The organism is Photorhabdus sp. RM323S (genome assembly GCF_042879375.1).
Taxonomy (GTDB): Bacteria; Pseudomonadota; Gammaproteobacteria; order Enterobacterales; family Enterobacteriaceae; genus Photorhabdus; species Photorhabdus tasmaniensis.
Genome location: NZ_JBHFKZ010000033.1, coordinates 1 through 20,405 on the forward strand (window position 1 = coordinate 1; position 20,405 = coordinate 20,405).

Here is a 20,405-nt window from a genome sequence, read left to right on the forward strand (position 1 = left end):
CCTCTGAAGAGGCTTAAGCATTTATATACTTGTAGTCAAGCAGCTTTGTGATGCTTACCAGATTTTCTTTTTTCACTTCTCATTGCTTTACTGTGAGCTTCCGCGAGTATCCGTTTTTTCTCACTATTGGCAAAGCGATTTAAAACTTGCCTAATTAATGGCTGATAACCTAAACCATGAAGGTCAGCTATCATTTTCAAGTCTTCTATCAGAGACCTATTTAATCTGATTGAAATTGGCTGTAACTCCAGCGCTTCGTTAATCAGATCTTCTGTTATATCATCAGATACTTTAACGTGAGCCTCACTACAACCAAGCTCACCGTTCTCCCATGCTTCATCTGTGGAAGCTATCAGGTTATTTGCTCGCTTATCAGTTTGCTTGCTCATTTCTCTGTTCCTAGGCCGTATTTTTTGTAAATTCTCAATTCATCTTCGTTAGGTGCATAAGCTGTCCTTATGGCAACCCCTTTTTCAGGGTAATAGATAAAGACTATCTTTAACTTAACACCATAATCAGTTTCAGATATAAACCATTTAGTGGGCGGATCAGTTCTGTTATCTTCCCTTGTATCCTCAAGAAAACGTCCAACCCGATTAGAAAAACACTGGAGTATATCCTCTTCATTAACAGGCGGGTTTTTGCCTGCTAACTTCAATCTGATGTTTGATGATATCAAGAGCTTCATGTACTTCGGTGTCTTTAACCCATGGCTAATCCGTATATACAGAGTACACCACGAAATAGATCTAAACAACTCAAAATGACTCATAAGATGTCAATGAATTTTGTATCAATAGTAGATAAAAAGCATTACTTGAGAATGAAATTTGTATATACAAATAATGATTAAAATGTATCACTACACTTAACCATAAGCCAAGACCGCGACTTTATATATTCTAAGCTTCTTGGGCTGCCTGTACGGCAGTGAGCTCAGTACCAGCGGTAGTAACTAACCGAGTTAGCAATTATAAGCTATTCATTAATAATACTATCTAAATCTTTGAGATCTTCATGATGAAGAAGAAAAATACCATGAGCAGCAGCTAATTCTCTCGCAGATCTAGTGTAACTAGTATTTGTAACAACAACCCCAACAGAAGCCATTCCTGCCGCAACTTCTTGAACAGCCTTATTCCCAACAGGAGATGAATATTTCTTACATTGTATAGCAACGCAAAGATCATTCTTTTCTGCAATTACATCTACACCCTGATCGCCGCGACTAGATGTCGTTCTTGCCCGTTATCCATTATTATTAAGAATATCCGCACAAAATCCTTCGTACTCAGACGGACTCATTTTATCATTCCATTCTAACACTGGATTTTTTATCAAGTAGTTATCGACTGCACTGTCTATTGCGGAGCTATACTCATCCTCACTAAGACCGTAGTAATATTTGGTGATATATGGGTAATAATCAAATTTTTTCAAGAAACTACGCTTTTCACTTTTCCATCTATCTGTGGATATGTAGCCATCATACACTGAACCTTAAGCATTAAGCCTCTCGAAAATACCCGCCAGCGTATTGTTTTATTACTGGCTCAAAGATTTAGAAACCGTACTTGCTGCTGAGCTGAACTTCCTGATTGATGATCTTACCTAGAACGACAAAACAACTCCGGCAACAGTGGCAAAGATAATTTTGGAGAGCGGTTATACTAGCGAAAGGAGTGATGTTTATGTCAAATAAGCTAATTAGATTAAAGGATTAATGCCACCAGCAACCATCGAGCGGCATTCCGCCGTTCTTCTTCTGGCCTCCGTTAAAGACACCTCTAGGTAAGTACCTAAAGAGATCATTTTCTGCTTCCCATCAAAATGATAACGGAATCTCCATCCTTTAGAGCCGTTCGGTTCTACTAATAATGAAAGTTCGTTGCCATCAGACAACGTATAAGGCTTTTCTTCCGATTTGGCTTTCTTTATAGCTATGTCTGTTAGCTTCATCATCTCACCAATGTGTATAGGAAAATTTGTACAGGAAAAACTATACACAAATTCTTGTTGATTTTAAGAGATGCTAAGAGCCTTTAAGATACCTATTTTTTCTACGTTCTTTGATTTTACTGGGAAAAATAGACTTTAAGAGATGTTACTAGAAGTGATTATGGCGGAGGAGGAGAGATTCGAACTCTCGGATGGTTTCCCATCGGCGGTTTTCAAGACCGCTGCCTTAAGCCGCTCGGCCACCCCTCCGCAATGGCGTGCACTATAAACAGCACCAAGACAGATGTAAAGCCCTCTCGTGATCGATTGCCGTAAATTTACTCTTTTTCACTATTATTGGCTTATTTTCTCCGCATATATACAGACCATCCTTGGGTATAAAAGTGTTTTTTGCTAAATTATTATCATCTTTTTTTGATGGTTAAACGATTATGTTGGTATTCGAAGGTCGTGAGATCGAAACCGATGCACAAGGTTATTTGAAAAACAGCAGCGATTGGCAGGAAGCAATGGCTTCATTACTCGCTGAGCAAGAAAATATTGATTTAAGTGAGCAACATTGGGAAGTCATTCGTTTTGTCCGGGGATTTTATGAAGAATTTAATACATCCCCAGCTATTCGTATGCTGGTAAAAGCAATCGCACAAAAGTATGGAGAAGAAAAAGGTAATAGCCGCTATCTTTACCGCCTGTTTCCCAAAGGACCAGCAAGGCAGGCAACTAAAATCGCCGGGCTACCAAAACCGGTAAAATGTATCTGATAATAACCAAGCTTAGTGGCGGACGCTAAAGTCTGCCACGTTCTCCACTGCGCAGGACTGAGACGAAAAACGATCGATCCGCGCCCCCGGTGGCCCACCCTGTTCTAACCAATGAGTTAAGTTATCCAGTTGCTCACTTTCACCATAAGCGACAATTTTGACACTACCATCATGCAAATTACAGACGTAACCTGTCAGCTTATTGGATTTCGCCCAACGAAAAGTTTGATAACGAAATCCAACCCCTTGGACCCGGCCGTAAACATAAATGGTTAACCCATATTTCATCATAATGACCCTCTATCTACCCAGTCACCTTGCGGTATCGCTCACATATATAGTTAAGCACGCCATTCTCGGTTGTGTTTTATATTTACTACAGCTAACCTGAAATTAGGTGAAGTCGCTCTCGCAATTATTAAAGCTAGAAAATGACTTCAACTACCGGGTATGCTCTTGTAATTCACCTTACTGCCCTCATATTCGTATCAATGCAAGGTTTTTTTGGAGGTGGCTATGATTATTGCCAGCAAATTCGGTCTCGGCCAACAAGTACGTCACAAGCTTCTGGGTTATTTGGGCGTCATCGTAGATATTGATGTGGAATATTCTCTAGAACAACCCCAAGAAGATGACATTGCATCCAATGCAGCCTTGCGTTCTGCTCCCTGGTATCATGTTGTGATGGAAGATGACGACGGCCAGCCTGTACATACTTATTTAGCCGAAGCGCAACTATCCTATGAAGCATCCGATGACCATCCAGAACAACCTTCCTTGGATGAGTTAGCAGAATCCATCCGTAATCAGTTACTAGCCCCACGACTGCGCAATTAACCCATTTTATATTCCTCGAAAGGCAGTTCTTGTGTTTTTAAGCTGCCTGTACGACAGTGCACGTACGGATAGCGATACTGACTGGAATTTGATTTTTCTAAGCTGCCTGTACGGCAGTGCACCCGGCAGGGATGCGCTCGTTTTAAATTTGATTTTTCTAAGCTGCCTGTACGGCAGTGCACATCGCTATCTCTGATAATTTCCAGCAATTTTCTTTCTAAGCTGCCTGTACGGCAGTGCACGATTATCGTTGGCTTGCAGCAAGGCTTTATCATTTCTAAGCTGCCTGTACGGCAGTGCACCAAGGCTGATGAGGATGACAAAGATGATCCTGATTTCTAAGCTGCCTGTACGGCAGTGCACTGTTGCATATTACCTCTAACCGGCTGACTATCAAAGAGTATAGTTATAAAAAGTGAAAAAACCCTTTTTATAAGGGCTAATTTATTTTACTTTAAAATCAAAATGTTATTGATTAGCGATAAAAAAGGGTCAAAATTAGGGTCCGTAGAAACACGGTATCTTATAGCAATATTTAGAATCTAAGCGCCGCTTGCCATCTAGCTCCTTAAATTCGTTCAACTTAGACATCAACCAGGCCCCTTTCACTCATTGATGAACAACAGAACAGGGGTAAACCGAAATATATTACTTTTCCAGCCCTAATCTTGGGATTTCAATTTTCGGGCAGTGATCCATAACAACTTCCAGACCTGCCTCCTCCGCCAACTTTATCGCTTGTTCGTTAATAACACCAAGTTGCAGCCAGAGCACTTTTGCTTTGATATCTATAGCTTCTTGAGCGATTCCATATGCAGCTTCAGCGTTGCGGAATACATCTACCATATCAACAGGCTGAGGAATATCGGCTAATTGCCCATAAACGTGTTGCCCAAGCAATGTTTGCCCGGCAAGTTTCAAGTTGACAGGAATAATCTGATAGCCCTGTTCCAATAAATAAGCCATCACTTTATAACTTGGACGATCAATTTTTTCACTAGCCCCTACCAACGCAATAGTTTTCACTCGTCTCAGTATGTCCGCAATTTGCTGGTCATTCATTTATTACTCCTTAGCAAAATCCAATATTTTCACTTTGTTTATTCAGCCAAAGCAATACATTAAGGCTTACGCTGAACAGGTACATTTAACCGCTCTAGTTGATGCACAAACACAGATGGATTCTTCTTATCCTGCATCAACCAGACCCGCTTCTTCGCCCGGGTTAATGCAACATACAAAAGACGACGTTCTTCCGCATCAGGAAAATCTTCCGGTTGTGGCAACAAAACCAACTCCATCACAGATTCCCTTGCTGGTGCAGGAAAACCATCTTTCCCCTGATGCAATCCAAGAATAATCACATAATCCGCTTGTTGCCCTTTCGAAACATGAATAGTCATGAACTCTATTTTAAGCTTAGGCCAGCGAGTCGCTGCTTTTCTCAGTAATTCAGGTTGCAAGTGGTGATAACGTGCCAGCAATAAGATCGTTTCCTCCTCAGTGACATAACCACTCATTTTATTCAACAAAGGTTCAAGCTGATCTTCTGGCAGGATGACAACGGACTTTTTGTTACCTTTAGTCAAACTGTTTAGTTGCTTCCTCAATTGATTTGGGTTTTGTTGCACAAATGCGTTAGCAACCTCACCAATCCGATCATTAAACCGATAAGAGGTATCCAGTACACATTCAGTATCTCTGCCAAAATAATCAGTAAATGCAGTAGGCAGCACTAACTCAGCACCATTGAAACGATAAATAGCCTGCCAATCGTCCCCTACGGCAAACAAGCAACTTTGGCTGTTTTGCGCCCGCAATGCAGCGAGCAATTTAGCCTTTAATGGTGAAATATCCTGAAATTCATCGACCAGAATATGCTTCCACGAGCTGATAAATCGTCCTTTTTCCAGAATATTCACTGCCTGGTGAATCAACCCTGAGTAATCAACAGCACCTTCTGTTTTCAATTCAGATTTCCACGCTTTTAATAAAGGCCCCATCAAGCGAATGCATTTTTGAAACTGATCCAGATACTCTTCCTGAACCTGCTCTGTCATAGCCTTCTGACTGCCACCGTGCATGTGCATTAAACTCAGCCAGCGCTCAAGCCTGCCTGACAAACGGCTAACAAGCTGTTCATCACGCCAAAACTCACCTTCCGGCACTTGCCATTTTAGCCCCTCAGTCAGCCATTCCCGCCAACCCTTAGCTTGTGCTTTTTTCTCACTGCATTGCTGTTGCCAATGTTTAATCAGAAAATCTCTTCTTTTTTGCCCGTCAGTTTCTAATATGCTGATTTTAGGCGCTTTATGACTTCCTTGTTGAATGATATACAGCGCCAGTGCATGAAACGTTTTTGCTTTGATATCTTCCACACCAAGACGAATCTGAATCCGTTCATTCATTTCATCGGCTGCCTGATTACCAAATGCTAACAGTAATATCTGTTCAGAAATCGCCTGTTGACGAAGCAACAGCCACCCCACTTTCGCCACCAGCACGGATGTTTTTCCACTACCCGCACCAGCAAGAACTAGCACTGAATTTTCACCATTAACAACGGCCAAGCTCTGAGAAAGGTTGAAAGGAGATGTTTCTACCCGCTGAAAAAAGTCACGGTGTTGTTCCAACATACGTTCTGTCCATTGCAGATTTATCTTTTCAACAGACTTTTCGCCATTCTCAAGCCAACGCAAACAAATTCGATACTCGTCCCGGCAATTATCAAATTGTTCCAAACGCTGTAATGGCAGTGGTAAAGCCTGAAATACTGCTTGGATCCGCTGTTGTAACTGGAATAAATCCGCTTTTTTAAACCAGTGATCCTGCTGCTCAATTTTATTGATTTCATTAACCTGAGCCGTCAGTACATCAGCACTGACATCACTCATTTCTTGGCTCCATTTCTGCCATTCATCAAGCAGATAATGGTAAAAACGCTGAGTTTGCCGCCATTCAGTACCATGAAGGCGAATGGCTTGTCCACCAGGCAGTTCAAACTCCAACTCACCCCACACAATGCCCCGTTTGCACTGAATATCAATTAGCTGATTAAATGGGATAAGGTATTGATGCTTCTCACCACTGACTTCGATACCGGCATTCAGCAGACGCACCCGGTTATAAGGATGTTGAGCAAGGCGTTGACCAATTCGTGTTGCTTTAAGTTCCATTATCGTAGCGCTATACCTGAAAATAGTTGAACTATGTCTTATAAGGGTTTTTTATCACTAATAAACCTTTTATCATAATGGTTATTTATGACCGTTATCATTGCCTCAGAGGTATTTTGTGCTAACTGTTTCCCCCGGTCCGCGCCGTTTTCTTTATAACAGTCATCTTCTCTATTATATCCGCATCCTGATCGCCCTGACAGGAACAACGTTAGTGCCTTGGTTTCTGGATAAAGAACCTAAAATAACCATACCATTGACCTTGGGCGTTGTTGCCGCAGCACTGGCTGATCTTGATGATCGTCTGATTGGCCGTTTACGCAATCTGGTGATCACGCTGATTTCTTTCTTTGTCGCGTCAGCCTCTATTGAGTTACTGTTCCCTTATCCCTGGCTTTTCACCATCGGGCTGGCGTTATCCACTTGTAGCTTTATCTTACTGGGTGCCCTTGGGCAGCGCTATGCAACTATTGCATTTGGCGCGTTGCTGATTGCGATTTATACCATGCTGGGCTCGTCTATTTTCCCACTATGGTATCAGCAACCGCTATTACTGTTGACAGGGGCAATCTGGTATAACCTGCTCACCCTCACCGGCCATTTACTGTTCCCTATCCGGCCGTTACAGGACAATCTGGCGCGTTGTTATCAACAACTTTCAACTTATCTTGATGCCAAAGCTAACCTGTTTGATCCTGATATAGCAGAAGAATACCAGCAATCTGTCGTTAATGTGGCAATGGCAAACAGTGATTTAGTGAACACATTAAATCAAGCCAAAGCCTCCTTGCTAACCCGTCTGAAAGGTGATCGCGGCCAGCGTGGCACTCGTCAAACTCTGCACTATTACTTTATCGCACAAGATATTCATGAACGGGCAAGTTCATCTCATGTGCAATACCAAAGCCTGCGGAATATTTTCCGCTATAGCGATGTTCTGTTCCGGTTTCAACGTCTTCTCGCCATGCAAGCCCGTGCTTGTGAACAAGTCGCTCAGTCGATACTTTGGCACAAGCAATATCAGCACAATCCACGCGTTGAACGGGCATTTAACTATTTGGAAAGTTCCCTGCAACAACTCAACGAGCAACAAAAACATCATCTCAAAATTACTGCATTATATAACCTGCTGAAAAACTTGCGGGCGATTGATGCGCAATTATCAGGCATCAGTTCTGGGCAGTACGATCTTTCCAAAGAAAGAAAAGATGAGACCCAACTATCTGATGAACCTTTAACCGGCTGGCGCGATGTCCGTCTAAGGATCAGCCGTCATCTGACGCCACAATCAGCTTTATTCCGCCATGCGATCCGTATGTCTGTTTTGTTGTGCAGTGGCTACGCCATGATCCAATTGCTGGATCTACAACGCGGGTACTGGATTTTACTCACCAGTCTGTTCGTTTGCCAACCTAACTACAGCGCTACCCGCCGCCGTTTGGCAATGAGAGTAATCGGCACGGTTGCCGGAGTATTTATCGGCTTGCCAATCCTCTACTTTGTGCCATCTATTGAGGGACAATTGGTGCTGATTGTTATCTCTGGGGTAATGTTCTTTGCTTTCCGTAATATTCAGTATGCACACGCGACCCTGTTTATCACACTGCTGGTATTACTATGCTTCAATTTGCTAGGTGAAGGCTTTGAAGTCGCATTACCAAGGATCGTTGATACATTAATTGGCTGTGGTATCGCTTGGTTAGCAATAAATTTCATTTGGCCAGACTGGAAATTTCGCCAGTTACCACAAGTGATAAGCCGGACGATGGACACCAATTGCCGCTACCTCGATGCCATTTTAGTTCAATATTATCAGGGAAAAGATCATGGCCTGAACTACCGAATTGCCCGCCGTGATGCTCACAATAGTGACGCAGAGCTGGCATCAGTTATTTCCAACATGTCTGCTGAGCCGAAAAGTTACCGGGCTTCCCAAGAAGAAGCATTCCGGCTACTGTGCCTGAATCACACCATGCTGAGTTATATCTCTGCGCTGGGAGCGCACCGGGATAAATTGGATGACAAAGTTATTCTGGATATTCTTAATGATGCGATTTGTTATGTCAATGCAACATTAAAACCAGCATTAATAGATGATGACAGAATTGAGCAAATATCTCTCAACATAGCGAAAAGAATTGAGCAAACCCCAGCAGAAAGAGACAGTAAAGAACAGCTGGTATTGCAACAAACAGGTTTATTAATAGGATTGTTGCCTGAAATTGTCATTCTTATTAAAAAAATTAATTAATTATAGCCAGATTGATATACTGGGGCAGTTGACTGCCCCTTTTATTTAGCTATTCACGATAAAGATCTAACAAGCCAGTTCCTTATGCCAGCGTAATAAGTCATTACGAATCTGTACCGGTAAAACGGCTAAATGGCATCCTTCAATTGCACCAGCCAAAGCAAGTAATAAACTGACATTAGATTTTCTTTTATATTGATACAGTTTTAAATAACTGGCTTTCGCACCCAACAGCCGTAAATCTTCAACTTTACATATTCCTACCTTCCATAACTGGCGTTCAAGAGACATGCCAAGATTAGGCAAATCTTTCAAACGTGTTGGCATCTTCTTTTTACCCGTCATTTCAATTAATGAGTAGTGATAAGCCAAATACGCATATTGAGATAGTAACTCTTGATCTTGCCAAAGAGATTCAACAACCTGGTAATAACGCAAAATTACCGGCACTCCCTTTTTCGAGTAAATATAGTTTTTCATCCCTCTGGCTTTAAATAACACTTCAGCATGACCATTTCCCCGTAAATATAGTTCCCCATCAGCAATAATCGCAAACATAATCCCGTCAGCCAGCAGACTGTAACCGCCAAACTGTGGCTTCCTTGTCAATCTTCCAAATGAAGAAAAACCATTTTTGAGTTGAGTAAAACGCACCTCAGACAACAACATACAGATCACTCCATGAGTTTTGTGCAAATAAATCTTTTATCCATAGATTTGTCCCAACTATTAGAAAAATAAATAACAGGAACAAACAATTGAAAACATACGCAATTCAATTTTTCCTGCCAATGGTTAAATGAGTTTCAAGCCATTTATCGTAAATATTTGCGAAGCTCTTTGAAAAAATAGACTTGATCTTAGCCTGACATAAAGATACTGTATATTAATACAGTTACTTGTGGCGGGGTTCATTATGGGCATTCAATCATCCTGGGTTTACCTTCCTAAACATCAGTTAACAGAAAAACGGCTATCACTCTCTTCACCTACGCAAGATAATTCAGCCGAACATGGTGGTATAGTGAGTGAATTGATTTATAGTGATAACCAAGTTGTCATTAATCATATATTGCTACCGTTGTTACGCCAGTCAGGAAATGAAGCCCGCTGGTTGCTATGGATTAGCCCTCATAAAAAACTGAGCCGCCAATGGCTAATTCGCTCCGGATTACCTTTAGATAAGATTGTGCAATTAAATCGCATCAACTCCATTACAACGGTAGATGCAATGGAAAGAGCTTTAGCAAGTGGTAATTACAGCGTGGTACTTGGCTGGTTGCCAACGTTATTAGCAAGAGATACGGTAAGGTTACAGTCTGCGGCACAAAAAGGTAATGCATTGGCCTTTATTATGCGCCCACAAGATGTAAATAAAGGAGCCTATGGCACTGAATCGCAATCAAATTCACTAAAAATTCATTCCATTTACTATCATTGACCAAAATTAGGAATTATTTCAATATTCATGACACAAAATAACCAATTTAGGCTCAGAATCACTAATTACAACTAAAATCAATTAATTAAGATAGGATTAGTTGTAAAGAATAGTAAAGTTTTTTTTAAAATCATACATTATCTTTTAAATTTTTTGCTCTATTAATCAAGGGCCACTTGTAACTTTTTAACTTCGTTGTAGACTTTACACCATTAAAGGTTACTGCCCTTGGTTCCTGATGTATTGTTTGGTCCATTGATTTGATGAAAAGTGCAGTATTCCTAACTGAGTTTTTTAATCAATATGGCTAATAGCCTATCTCAGTAGATATAATTTAGTATAGGCCATTCTTATGGATAAATAGTGAACATCGATAGCGTACAAAACTCAAAACGCGTACATGCAGTAACAGTACATGGAGAATTTAAGCCCTGCTCAGTGATTGCTTTTATGACTAAAGAATGGCAAATGAAATAACCTGATGGGATAGGCAGTAAGTAAAAAGGCTCCCGAAGCCAATTGCTTATTGTATGATGATAATAACGAGGCGTTAAAATGAAAAAGACAGCTATCGCGGTAGCAGTGGCAGTGGCCGCTTTCACAACTGCATCGCAAGCAGCTCCAAAAGACAACACGTGGTATACCGGTGGTAAATTGGGTTGGTCCCAATACCATGACGTAAACTTCTACGGCAACGGTTATACCAGTGATATCGGTAATGGCCCTACTCACAAAAACCAATTGGGTGCTGGTGCTTTCTTAGGCTACCAAGCCAACCCGTATCTTGGTTTTGAAATAGGTTATGACTGGTTAGGCCGTATGCCTTATAAAGGTAACGTAAACACCGGTGCCTTCAAAGCTCATGGTTTCCAACTGGCGACTAAATTGAGTTATCCAATTATGGATGATCTGGACATCTATACTCGTCTGGGTGGTATGGTTTGGCGTGCAGATTCCAAAGCGAATTACGGCGCCACCAACACTCATCTGAAAAATCATGATACCGGCGTTTCCCCACTGGCCGCTATTGGCGTTGAATATGCTCTGACTAAAGATTGGGCTACCCGTCTGGATTATCAATGGGTTAACAATATCGGTGACGCAGGCACAGTAGGCGCACGTCCTGATAACGGCCTGTTGAGCGTAGGTGTTTCTTATCGCTTCGGTCAAGATGAAGCAGCCGCTCCAGTTGTTGCCCCAGCTCCGGTTGTCGCTCCAACGCCAACTCCAGCGCCAGTTGTTGAGAACAAACGTTTTACTCTGCGTTCTGACGTTATGTTCGCATTCGCCAGCGCTGAACTGAAAGCAGAAGGCAAACGGACTCTGGATCAACTGTATACTGAATTGGCAAACATCGACCCAACTCAGGGTAAAGTGCTGGTTCTGGGCTACACTGACCGTATCGGTAAAAACGTACACAACCAGCCATTGTCTCAAAAACGCGCTCAAAGCGTAGTTGATTATCTGGTAACTAAAGGTATCCCTGCCGGCAGCATCAGCGCAGAAGGCCGTGGTAAAGCAAATCCAGTAACCGGTTCTACTTGCGACAAAATCAAAAAGCCGAACCTAATCAACTGTCTGGCTCCAGATCGTCGTGTAGAGATCGAAATCCAGGGCATTAAAGAAGTTGTTACTCAAGCGCAAAAAACTGCTCATTAATCGCCTTTATTAATTACATTAGTTATTAAAAGCGCAGAAAGCCCCATTTTCAGATGGGGTTTTCTTTTAGCAGTTCCCCCTAATCCTAAAAGTTCGCTTCGCTCTCAATGAGAATTTAGGCGGGAGAATTGCGTAGTTTTGTTAAGGATCTCGTTGTAATACCAACCCTCAACAACTGAGGTTACTCATTCTTACCCAGAATAGCTTCCAAATCATGCCTCAAACTGGACATTTGGTTGGCATATTTTTCTTTACGTTCAGCATCTTCAATTAACTGTACGATAGTTTCGGACAGCGTGTTACCCCGTCTCTGAGAAAGTGCAGATAAACGATGCCATACGGGAAAATCTAAATCGATAGATTTCTTGCGCGTATGCTGATGCTCCGCATTAAAATGCCGTTTACGCCGGGCACGGATAGTTTGTTTCATTCGGTTGAACAAATCAGGATTCATATGCTGCTCAATCCACTTAAGTACCCTTACCGGTTCACTCTCAAGTTTGATGAGTTTATCAACCGCTGCATGAGCTGCACTGTTTTCTATATATTTAGTAATTGGCTCACCTTCCTGATGTTTTCTCATCAGATAAGCCCATTTCCAGCCACATTCCAGATTTTCCAGTTGTTGATATTTCATTTTACTTTCCCGGTGACAGCGTAACTTAAAAATAAGCATAGCAACTATTTAAGTAAATTGCTTATAGCCAAACTGATAAATGCCTATTTTTCACTCAAAATAATGCTTTACATAAAGCGTCTGAAATAGCAAACATTCAAGCATGTTGGTTTATATCTTAATCTTGTATAATCGGCGCTTTCCTACTTTACAATATATAGCGATCACTTTGACCAATAACAAACTAGACTGGCAGGCATTACTGCCGAATTGCGCGCCCTATGAAGCACTTTTTCATTCTGCTTCCCAACAGACGCCTGCCAGTATGGAAGCCGTTCAATCACGGCTGCATAGTGGCTTGCAGCTTTTCTGCCGGATGGATTCACGCCAGCCTTTTATGCTGTTGAAAGCCGAAGAATGTGATACTTATTTGTCAGTATTGACTGAATCCATCCATCCATTACTCCCTAAAGAAATTCCCCAAATTGGTGGTGACTATCAGATAGAACAACAAAAAATCAGCTGGCAACCCTCAACAGAAGGCCATTTCACACCTGAGTTGCGAGTAACCTATCGTGAATGGATAGAAGCGGAGCAATTATTTGGCTGCGTCCATTCTCACCACGGAGAAATTCACCTGCAACCCGGTCTGGTCCATCAAGTCAATGGCGGCGTACTTATCCTACCATTACGTACCCTGTTATCTCAGCCATTAATGTGGATCCGCCTGAAACAGATGATTATTCAGCAACGTTTTGAATGGTTATCTCAGGATAATAATAAACCTTTGCCATTACCAATCCCCTCCATGCCATTACATCTGCGTCTGATCTTGGTGGGGGATCGTCTGAGCCTTGAAGAGTTTCAGGTTACAGAGCCTGAATTAGTAAAAAACGCGCTATATGGTGAATTTGAGCTGGATATGCCACTGCATAATGAGCAAGATTTAAGTCTGTGGTGCAGTTATATCAATGGGCTTATTCAACAGTGGCAATTGCCACCATTGAGCGATAATGCCTGGCCTGAGTTTATCCAACAAGCAACCCGCTATACAGAAGATCAATACAGTTTGCCTTTGGATATTCTCTGGCTACAACGGCAACTGATCGCTGCGGCACTCTATCAGCAAGAAAATCAGATTACCGCTCTATCAATTAAACAAGCAGAAGAAAATCGTCGCTGGCGCCACAACTATCTGCCCGAACGCGGCTTAGATGAGATTCATCAAGGTCAGATTCTTATACGCACCCAAGGCATGGTTATTGGTCAGATTAACGGATTATCTGTGCTGGAGTATCCCGGTCACCCTGACTCAATCGGCGAGCCATCCCGTATCACTTGTGTGGCCCATGTGGGAGATGGGGAATTTATTGATGTCGAACGTAAAGTCGAGTTAGGCGGCAATATCCATGCCAAAGGCATGATGATTATGCAAGCCTTTCTGATTTCTGAGTTGAAACTGGATCAACCACAACCTTTTTCGGCTTCTATTGTATTTGAACAGTCCTATGGTGAAGTGGATGGTGATAGCGCTTCACTTGCTGAATTATGCGCACTAATAAGCGCACTTTCCCAACAACCCATCGATCAACAATTAGCAGTTACCGGTGCAGTGGATCAATTTGGTTATGTGCAGCCGATTGGTGGCATTAATGAAAAAATAGAAGGTTTCTTTGAAGTATGCTACCGCAGAGGGCTCACCGGTCAGCAAGGCGTTATCATGCCAACAGCGAATATCCGCCATTTATGTCTCAATCAAACGATTGTAAATGCGGTAAAAGAACAAAAATTTCATTTATGGTCAGTAAAACATGTTTCTGAAGCACTACCTTTATTGACAGGTGTCCCCTATTATGATCAACAAGAAGCACACTTGTTAGCTATGATACAGGAACGTATAACCCAAGCGAATAATCAGGAAAGACCTAAATTTCCGTGGTTTCTTCGCTGGTTAGGTTAATTCAGAATGTCTGATCGGAGTTGTTCAGCGTACAAGTGTACACTATTATTTACCCTACATTAAATATAAGGCTATTTTAGAATATGGTTGATAAACGCAAATCCTACACAAAAGAAGATCTTATGGCATCTGGGCGATGTGAATTGTTCGGAGAAAATGGGCCACCATTACCATCAGGCAATATGCTGATGATGGACCGCATCATTGAGATGACAGAAAACGGTGGCACCCACGATAAAGGCTATGTAGAAGCTGAACTGGATATTCATCCTGATTTGTGGTTTTTTGACTGCCATTTCACTAACGATCCAGTCATGCCGGGCTGTCTTGGCCTTGATGCGATGTGGCAATTAGTGGGATTCTTCCTTGGCTGGGTAGGTGGCGAAGGCAAAGGCCGTGCGCTTGGTGTTGGCGAAGTTAAATTTACTGGTCAGGTATTGCCAACAGCTAAAAAAATCACTTACCGCATTAATTTCAAACGTGTTATTAACCGTAAATTGATTATGGGTCTGGCTGATGGTGAAGTGTTGGTAGATGGTAAAATTATCTATACCGCAACAGATCTGAAAGTGGGCTTGTTTAAAGATACCAGCGCTTTCTAATGAATAATCAGTGATATATCGAAAAGAAAGGTGACTGGCCAATTGCTTTTCACCTTTTCATTAAATTAAAAACGAAACATTAGATAACACTATGTTTTAAGAGAAAAATACCGAGTGTTATTTTTTACTCCCTCAAAGACAACTATGTCTATGTATCTGAATACAGGTTCGATACATTTCATACATATAGAACAAAAAAATCAAATCAAGCTTGAACTCTATAGTGCACGTATTTCAGCCAGAAATCATGCCTGCACAATCTGCATTATAAACACCTATTACCGCTGACTAACGAATATACAACGAATATACAATTGACAAATTGTGCTATGATCAAAGTGACCTGATATATCAAATAGGCTCACAAAAGCATACTGATAGCAGGTAAAATATTAATAAAAATTATGATTATTAACAAACACAACCAAGGGTGATTTATATGAACATCAGAAAAATAGTGCTCATGATCATAGCATTGACTCTTACACCAACTGCTATAGCAAAACTAGATAAGGTTGACGGTACCGTCGAAATGCTAAAAGCACCTAATACTAATGGAGATTGCTATGGAAAAATATCGACTCCGACTCACTTACAAGGATTTAGGTGGGTATGTACTATTAATGGTGGATCAACATTATTATCATTGCTTCAAACAGCCTATACAAGCCATGAAACTGTAACCATATCAATCGCTGGAATTGAGGAATATAGCCGTCTCTTTTGGGTTGAAATACATCACAAATGTTTATCAAACCCCGCTTACTGCGATTATTGAATTACTTTATCCTTCGCATTAGTAAGTAGATTATTTAATGGCCGTAACATCAGCATGTTTAACAGGTTAAATAGGATATGTCACCTGGCGGCCATTGATTCATATTTTATCGAATTCGCAAATAAAATCTCAAAGAAGCACAACAACATAATAAGAAAATCAGGATCCTGACATTACAAATACTTACCGATTTATTACACACGATGCATCAAGACCTTATATCGTACAATGTCTTAAAATAGATATTATTAGTGCCGGGATAAATTTATTTTATGCGATATGACCATTTTTACTTTAATCACCACAAAGGAAAATCTAAGCAGAAAGAATATCAACAAGACTTAATCTGACAGATATCTGTATTAATCAGTCACTGTCAGATCAAATTTAGGTTAATATTTATTTATAAAAAGTAGAGATTTTGCTCACTTAATTATTACTTAATTCGTGGCCTTAGTTTGCCAGACTAAGCCATTGTTGCCCTATCTTCCATAGCCTGACGCCACCCTCCTAACCAGTGAGAGCGTGCATCTAATGAACAATAGGGGCAATGCTCCCTTGGACGTCCTAAAATGCCAGCCTGATACCCTCTAGACAACGCACGTGCTAAACGATCTCGTTTCTGTCTCTTCATGCCTTATTTACCTCACAAGCTATATCAGTAGAAAGAAAACAGTGGTCGTCATTTATCCAACCACAATTTAGAAATACCCCTATAAGTTTTGAAAATCAAGTCAAGAAATTCATATTAATGTAATATTTGTTATATCCGGACAAAAGAATCTATAACAGGCTAATAATAAAGAGGAATTTTTATCTTACTGATAATAATATTTATCTTCTTCTCCGGGCGCAAAAGGCTTTAACACCCGGAGAATGACAGAGGTTAAGATTGAGAGATGAGTTGATGGGCAATAGCCTGCGCTAATTGGCTCCATCCTTTTGCTAATGTGCGCACTAAATTATCGTAACCATCTTCTTCCTGTTTTAGCTCCAGATTAAAAGGCTGTTTAACAACGCTGCCCTGATGAGTTAATGTCCAGTCACCTTGCAAAATCACCTTACCATCATAACGGCCATGAAAACGGGTCACTGTCACATTCAAAGTATCCGGCTTATTAACCAATGGTTGGGCAGAAACCAAACGTTGAGGCAACGCCACGGTTAATTCAGCTACCAGCACTTGTTGTAATTGCTGTTCCAGTGGACTGGCCCATAAATGATTCACTGCACTAATATAACTGACATCACTGCTTTGATATACCACACCGGAGGATGACAGATAATCGGATAACATAACCCGTTGTACCCATAACTGACGATCATGCTGCACAGCTACACTCTTTTGTGGTGTGACTTCGACTACCGGTAATTGGTAATACGTTTTTTCCGGCTGACTGCTACAAGCAGAAATAAGGATCACTAAGATTAATGCCAATATTCTCATCATTTTTTAGCCTTCTTCGGTTCTGGATCTTCAATTGGTTTAGCCTCAAAAACTAACGCATTACTCTTATTATTCAGTGTTTTTAGCACGGGACGCAGCTCACTCAATACTTGATCCAGTCTCTGCATATTATCCAGCATCTTGTTATAAGCTGGTGAACCAGGCTGGAAACCTTGCATACTGCGATTAAACTCCTGCAATGTCTTCTGTATATCTTTCGGTAGCTCTTTCGTTTCAGGATTTGCCAGCACTTTATTCAATTCATCAAGGGTCTTTTGCGCTTTTCTGATCGCCTTCTGGCTCTCTTCCAGAGTACGGATAGCCTGATTAAACATCGGTTCAACTGGCATATTATTAATTTTGTCCAGCGCTGAAATGACTTTATGCTGAATCTGAGCAAGGCCACCACTGATTGTCGGTAATAACGGATAACCTGCGATTTCATACGGTCCGGCCCACCCTTTTTCATTCGGATAAAAATCCAAATCAATAAACAGAGCGCCAGTCAACAAGTTACCTGATTTAAGAGAAGCCCGCAGGCCACGTTTAGTTATGCTATTCAGCTCTTTCTCAACATCAAACCCTGTTCCCAACTCTTTCTCAAAGCGCCCGGGTTCAATAGAGATAAGTACCGGAATACGAAAATCGTTATCCATACGCTGTATCATCCCTTCTGAATAGAACGGTACCTTTGCCACCGTCCCCAGACGGATCCCGCGAAACTCCACTGGAGCCCCCGGTTGTAACCCACGAACGGAATCAGAGAAGAGCAACAGATAATCTTTATGTTCGGTATATAAAGAATCCTGAATGCTTCTTTTATTATCGAAGAGTTTATAAGTGGTCTTTTCTTTAACCGGCCCCCCCAGTTCCCAACCTTTAGGTACATCAAAGCTGACACCACCACCAAACAGGGTTGATAGCGAAGCCATGTCAACACGCACCCCCTGGGAAGACAGATCAACCGTAATACCACTTTCTTTCCAAAAACGGACATTAGTTGTCAGCAATCCGTCATAAGGCGCATTAATAAACAACTGGTATCGCATCAGGTGGGATTTTGGTTCAAACTCGCTGATTTCAACAGAGCCAACCCGATAGCCCCGAAACAGCACGGGATCGCCCGGATTGAGCTGACCCGCTTTATCACTGCTCAGTATTACACGGATACCTTTTGCGTCAGGTGAAGCCAATGGAGGTGAATCCAACAAATTAAATTCATCTTTTTCATCACCCAGTGTTCCCGGTTGAAGTTCGATAAAAGCCCCGGACAAAAGAGTACCAAGACCAGAGATGCCATCACGGCCAATCTGCGGTTTCACTACCCAAAAAGCACTATCACTGTGTAATAGGTTTTCCATACCATCATGCAGCCGGGCCTTGACAATAACCTGGCTAAGATTATCACTCAACATGACCCTCTCAACCACGCCAACATCCACGCTGCGGCTCTTAATTTTAGTTTTACCCGCTTCAATTCCTTCTGCATTAGAAGTCATCAACGTCACTTCCGGCCCTTGGTGGCTGAAATGGTAAAATAATATCCAAGCACCAATAAGCACCGTCACAATCGGCACAATCCAGACTGGCGACCAACTTTTAATTTTATCGATTCTTGCCTGACTCTGGTCTTCAACTTTATCCGTCACTTTGACACTCCTTCATTGCCTTATAACGAATGTTTAACGTTGGCTCTATCCCAAGTTAAACGAGGATCAAATGTCATTGCTGCAAACATGGTCAAGATCACAACTGACGCAAAAATAACCGCCCCCATAGCAGGGTAGACACTCATCAATTTCCCCATACGCACCAGTGATGACAATATTGCAATAACAAAGACATCAATCATTGACCAACGGCCAACAAATTCCACAATTTCATAAATAAAATGCATCTGCACGGGATCCCGTTTACCGTGGCCTTTGGCATCCCAACACAACCAACCAATTGCCAGCATTTTCAATGATGGCACCATAATACTCGCAATAAAAATGATTAAAGCTACCGGATATGAACCTACACTCCACAGTAATATCACCCCAGCAATAATCGTGGAATCACTCTGACTACCGAGCGATTCTGTCACCATCATTGGCATGACATTAGCAGGAATATAAAGCATTAAAGCCGTAACCAGCAGCGCCATTGTCCATTGCAAACTGTTACGGCGACGGGCATGTCCACGGGTATGACAGCGTGAACACACCAACTGCTCCACCGGTAAAATGGCCGTACAACACTGACATAGCCGCACACCCTGCACCAAACCCGCTCTCCCTGCCCGTAACGGCATTTCCACTTTAGGCGCGGGCGCAATCTGGTTCCATAACCAGTGGCGATCCAGACACTGAAACGCTCTCACCTGGAGAAGACAAAATAGGCAATATGGCAGAAAACTTAAACCTAACCCAATATCACCATAAGCCATTAATTTGACGAAGCTGACTAATACCCCTACCAGAAAGATTTCAACCATACACCAGTTTTTCATCTGAAATAGCACCCGGGCCAGCCAAACTCTTATCTTCCGAGAAATAACCGCGCTCTGGCACAACAGAATAATTGCCACCATACAAAACGCTGGCACCAGTTGAACACAGAGTAGAAAAAATGTCCCAATACTGGCGTAATCTTCATTGAACAGCACCTGTGGGATCTGAAACAAGGTCACTTCGCTGTCAATTCCTGCTACATTCATGCGAACAAACGGAAATAGACAAGCAACTAACAGCATAAATAATGCACTGATTGCATAACCTGTTGGTTGATGTTTAGGTTCCTTCCACCATGTGACCAACGTCGTTTTACAACGAGGACAAACTGCCTTCGTTCCCTGAACCCATTCTGGTAATGCCGCCAGCAAATCACATTGAGGGCACAGTACCATGTCATGATGATGGCTATTGGAACACAAG

At 41.8% G+C, this 20,405-nt stretch carries 20 protein-coding genes, 1 tRNA gene, 1 pseudogene and 1 CRISPR repeat array; of the genes and pseudogenes, 8 read left to right on the top strand and 14 right to left on the bottom strand.

Going from position 1 to position 20,405, the window contains the following annotated elements:
• Window positions 1-35 precede the first annotated feature (35 nt).
• The 5 genes and pseudogenes from ACGF7G_RS14050 to ACGF7G_RS14070 all read right to left on the bottom strand — a co-directional run bounded on the left by ACGF7G_RS14050 (window position 36) and on the right by ACGF7G_RS14070 (window position 2,208).
• Window positions 36-389, bottom strand: coding sequence for a hypothetical protein (locus ACGF7G_RS14050; RefSeq protein WP_387466271.1), 354 nt, complete (start codon window positions 387-389; stop codon window positions 36-38).
• Window positions 386-688, bottom strand: a complete 303-nt coding sequence (locus ACGF7G_RS14055; RefSeq protein WP_387466272.1) for a hypothetical protein — start codon at window positions 686-688, stop codon at window positions 386-388. Before ACGF7G_RS14055 ends, ACGF7G_RS14050 begins: the two co-directional genes overlap by 4 nt.
• A gap of 290 nt (window positions 689-978) precedes the next feature.
• A pseudogene (locus ACGF7G_RS14060) lies at window positions 979-1,233 on the bottom strand (restriction endonuclease); the annotation flags it as partial.
• A gap of 474 nt (window positions 1,234-1,707) precedes the next feature.
• Window positions 1,708-1,959, bottom strand: coding sequence for an Arm DNA-binding domain-containing protein (locus tag ACGF7G_RS14065; protein ID WP_387466274.1), 252 nt, complete (start codon window positions 1,957-1,959; stop codon window positions 1,708-1,710).
• A 161-nt stretch (window positions 1,960-2,120) separates the two neighbouring features.
• Window positions 2,121-2,208: transfer RNA gene (locus ACGF7G_RS14070), tRNA-Ser, on the bottom strand.
• Window positions 2,209-2,390: 182 nt separating this feature from the next.
• On the opposite strand from ACGF7G_RS14070, the gene tusE reads away from it, so the two are divergent.
• Window positions 2,391-2,720, top strand: coding sequence for a sulfurtransferase TusE (gene tusE / locus ACGF7G_RS14075; protein WP_166296055.1), 330 nt, complete (start codon window positions 2,391-2,393; stop codon window positions 2,718-2,720).
• 12 nt (window positions 2,721-2,732) lie between these two features.
• Here tusE and yccX read toward each other — a convergent pair whose 3' ends face one another.
• Complete coding sequence (gene yccX, locus ACGF7G_RS14080; protein ID WP_133814638.1) at window positions 2,733-3,011, bottom strand: acylphosphatase; 279 nt, start codon at window positions 3,009-3,011, stop codon at window positions 2,733-2,735.
• A gap of 225 nt (window positions 3,012-3,236) precedes the next feature.
• Between yccX and hspQ the strand changes: the two genes are divergently transcribed.
• On the top strand, window positions 3,237-3,557 hold the full coding sequence (gene hspQ / locus ACGF7G_RS14085; protein WP_021326539.1) for a heat shock protein HspQ: 321 nt from the start codon (window positions 3,237-3,239) through the stop codon (window positions 3,555-3,557).
• 34 nt (window positions 3,558-3,591) lie between these two features.
• Window positions 3,592-3,920: direct repeats of the CRISPR family, unit length 28 nt; unit sequence TTTCTAAGCTGCCTGTACGGCAGTGCAC.
• Between the two features lie 285 nt (window positions 3,921-4,205).
• Here hspQ and ACGF7G_RS14090 read toward each other — a convergent pair.
• Window positions 4,206-4,619, bottom strand: coding sequence for a CoA-binding protein (locus ACGF7G_RS14090; protein WP_133814637.1), 414 nt, complete (start codon window positions 4,617-4,619; stop codon window positions 4,206-4,208).
• A gap of 59 nt (window positions 4,620-4,678) precedes the next feature.
• The gene (gene helD, locus ACGF7G_RS14095; RefSeq protein ID WP_387466278.1) at window positions 4,679-6,733 is read right to left on the bottom strand and encodes a DNA helicase IV; all 2,055 of its coding nucleotides are present in this window, start codon (window positions 6,731-6,733) and stop codon (window positions 4,679-4,681) included.
• 118 nt (window positions 6,734-6,851) lie between these two features.
• On the opposite strand from helD, the gene yccS reads away from it, so the two are divergent.
• Window positions 6,852-8,984, top strand: coding sequence for a YccS family putative transporter (gene yccS / locus ACGF7G_RS14100; protein ID WP_387466279.1), 2,133 nt, complete (start codon window positions 6,852-6,854; stop codon window positions 8,982-8,984).
• A 66-nt stretch (window positions 8,985-9,050) separates the two neighbouring features.
• Here the strand turns inward: yccS and ACGF7G_RS14105 are convergent, their stop codons facing one another.
• Window positions 9,051-9,653 carry a TfoX/Sxy family DNA transformation protein gene (locus ACGF7G_RS14105; RefSeq protein WP_133814634.1) on the bottom strand — a complete coding sequence of 201 codons (603 nt, stop codon included), beginning with the start codon at window positions 9,651-9,653 and terminating at the stop codon, window positions 9,051-9,053.
• 247 nt (window positions 9,654-9,900) lie between these two features.
• Between ACGF7G_RS14105 and sulA the strand changes: the two genes are divergently transcribed.
• Both sulA and ompA read left to right on the top strand, forming a co-directional pair.
• The gene (gene sulA / locus ACGF7G_RS14110) at window positions 9,901-10,425 is read left to right on the top strand and encodes an SOS-induced cell division inhibitor SulA (RefSeq protein ID WP_387466280.1); all 525 of its coding nucleotides are present in this window, start codon (window positions 9,901-9,903) and stop codon (window positions 10,423-10,425) included.
• Between the two features lie 555 nt (window positions 10,426-10,980).
• Complete coding sequence (ompA, locus tag ACGF7G_RS14115; protein ID WP_387466282.1) at window positions 10,981-12,084, top strand: porin OmpA; 1,104 nt, start codon at window positions 10,981-10,983, stop codon at window positions 12,082-12,084.
• A 181-nt stretch (window positions 12,085-12,265) separates the two neighbouring features.
• Here ompA and matP read toward each other — a convergent pair whose 3' ends face one another.
• Window positions 12,266-12,721, bottom strand: a complete 456-nt coding sequence (matP, locus tag ACGF7G_RS14120) for a macrodomain Ter protein MatP (RefSeq protein ID WP_387466284.1) — start codon at window positions 12,719-12,721, stop codon at window positions 12,266-12,268.
• A 208-nt stretch (window positions 12,722-12,929) separates the two neighbouring features.
• Here matP and ACGF7G_RS14125 point away from each other — a divergent pair, with 208 nt between their 5' ends.
• The 3 genes from ACGF7G_RS14125 (at window position 12,930) to ACGF7G_RS14135 (ending at window position 16,040) form a co-directional block, all read left to right on the top strand.
• On the top strand, window positions 12,930-14,660 hold the full coding sequence (locus tag ACGF7G_RS14125; RefSeq protein ID WP_387466285.1) for an AAA family ATPase: 1,731 nt from the start codon (window positions 12,930-12,932) through the stop codon (window positions 14,658-14,660).
• Window positions 14,661-14,743: 83 nt separating this feature from the next.
• On the top strand, window positions 14,744-15,262 hold the full coding sequence (gene fabA / locus ACGF7G_RS14130) for a bifunctional 3-hydroxydecanoyl-ACP dehydratase/trans-2-decenoyl-ACP isomerase (RefSeq protein WP_387466286.1): 519 nt from the start codon (window positions 14,744-14,746) through the stop codon (window positions 15,260-15,262).
• A 439-nt stretch (window positions 15,263-15,701) separates the two neighbouring features.
• Window positions 15,702-16,040 carry a hypothetical protein gene (locus ACGF7G_RS14135; RefSeq protein ID WP_133814629.1) on the top strand — a complete coding sequence of 113 codons (339 nt, stop codon included), beginning with the start codon at window positions 15,702-15,704 and terminating at the stop codon, window positions 16,038-16,040.
• A gap of 466 nt (window positions 16,041-16,506) precedes the next feature.
• Here ACGF7G_RS14135 and rmf read toward each other — a convergent pair whose 3' ends face one another.
• The 4 genes from rmf to pqiA form a co-directional block, all read right to left on the bottom strand.
• Window positions 16,507-16,674 (bottom strand): ribosome modulation factor, encoded by a 168-nt coding sequence (gene rmf, locus ACGF7G_RS14140; RefSeq protein WP_133814628.1) that lies wholly within the window; start codon window positions 16,672-16,674, stop codon window positions 16,507-16,509.
• Window positions 16,675-16,926: 252 nt separating this feature from the next.
• Window positions 16,927-17,490: a membrane integrity-associated transporter subunit PqiC gene (pqiC, locus tag ACGF7G_RS14145; RefSeq protein ID WP_387466289.1), complete on the bottom strand. Its 564-nt coding sequence runs from the start codon at window positions 17,488-17,490 to the stop codon at window positions 16,927-16,929.
• Complete coding sequence (pqiB, locus tag ACGF7G_RS14150; RefSeq protein ID WP_133814626.1) at window positions 17,487-19,136, bottom strand: intermembrane transport protein PqiB; 1,650 nt, start codon at window positions 19,134-19,136, stop codon at window positions 17,487-17,489. Before pqiB ends, pqiC begins: the two co-directional genes overlap by 4 nt.
• Before the next feature lie 20 nt (window positions 19,137-19,156).
• Window positions 19,157-20,404 (bottom strand): membrane integrity-associated transporter subunit PqiA, encoded by a 1,248-nt coding sequence (gene pqiA / locus ACGF7G_RS14155; RefSeq protein WP_387466291.1) that lies wholly within the window; start codon window positions 20,402-20,404, stop codon window positions 19,157-19,159.
• Between the last annotated feature and the right edge of the window lies 1 nt (window position 20,405).

Coding starts and splice junctions, on each gene's coding strand:
- ACGF7G_RS14050 (WP_387466271.1), bottom strand. CDS start 389: ATGAGCAAGCAAACTGATAAGCGAGCAAATAACCTGATAGCTTCCACA.
- ACGF7G_RS14055 (WP_387466272.1), bottom strand. CDS start 688: ATGAAGCTCTTGATATCATCAAACATCAGATTGAAGTTAGCAGGCAAA.
- ACGF7G_RS14065 (WP_387466274.1), bottom strand. CDS start 1,959: ATGAAGCTAACAGACATAGCTATAAAGAAAGCCAAATCGGAAGAAAAG.
- tusE (WP_166296055.1), top strand. CDS start 2,391: ATGTTGGTATTCGAAGGTCGTGAGATCGAAACCGATGCACAAGGTTAT.
- yccX (WP_133814638.1), bottom strand. CDS start 3,011: ATGATGAAATATGGGTTAACCATTTATGTTTACGGCCGGGTCCAAGGG.
- hspQ (WP_021326539.1), top strand. CDS start 3,237: ATGATTATTGCCAGCAAATTCGGTCTCGGCCAACAAGTACGTCACAAG.
- ACGF7G_RS14090 (WP_133814637.1), bottom strand. CDS start 4,619: ATGAATGACCAGCAAATTGCGGACATACTGAGACGAGTGAAAACTATT.
- helD (WP_387466278.1), bottom strand. CDS start 6,733: ATGGAACTTAAAGCAACACGAATTGGTCAACGCCTTGCTCAACATCCT.
- ACGF7G_RS14105 (WP_133814634.1), bottom strand. CDS start 9,653: ATGTTGTTGTCTGAGGTGCGTTTTACTCAACTCAAAAATGGTTTTTCT.
- sulA (WP_387466280.1), top strand. CDS start 9,901: ATGGGCATTCAATCATCCTGGGTTTACCTTCCTAAACATCAGTTAACA.
- ompA (WP_387466282.1), top strand. CDS start 10,981: ATGAAAAAGACAGCTATCGCGGTAGCAGTGGCAGTGGCCGCTTTCACA.
- matP (WP_387466284.1), bottom strand. CDS start 12,721: ATGAAATATCAACAACTGGAAAATCTGGAATGTGGCTGGAAATGGGCT.
- fabA (WP_387466286.1), top strand. CDS start 14,744: ATGGTTGATAAACGCAAATCCTACACAAAAGAAGATCTTATGGCATCT.
- ACGF7G_RS14135 (WP_133814629.1), top strand. CDS start 15,702: ATGAACATCAGAAAAATAGTGCTCATGATCATAGCATTGACTCTTACA.
- rmf (WP_133814628.1), bottom strand. CDS start 16,674: ATGAAGAGACAGAAACGAGATCGTTTAGCACGTGCGTTGTCTAGAGGG.
- pqiC (WP_387466289.1), bottom strand. CDS start 17,490: ATGATGAGAATATTGGCATTAATCTTAGTGATCCTTATTTCTGCTTGT.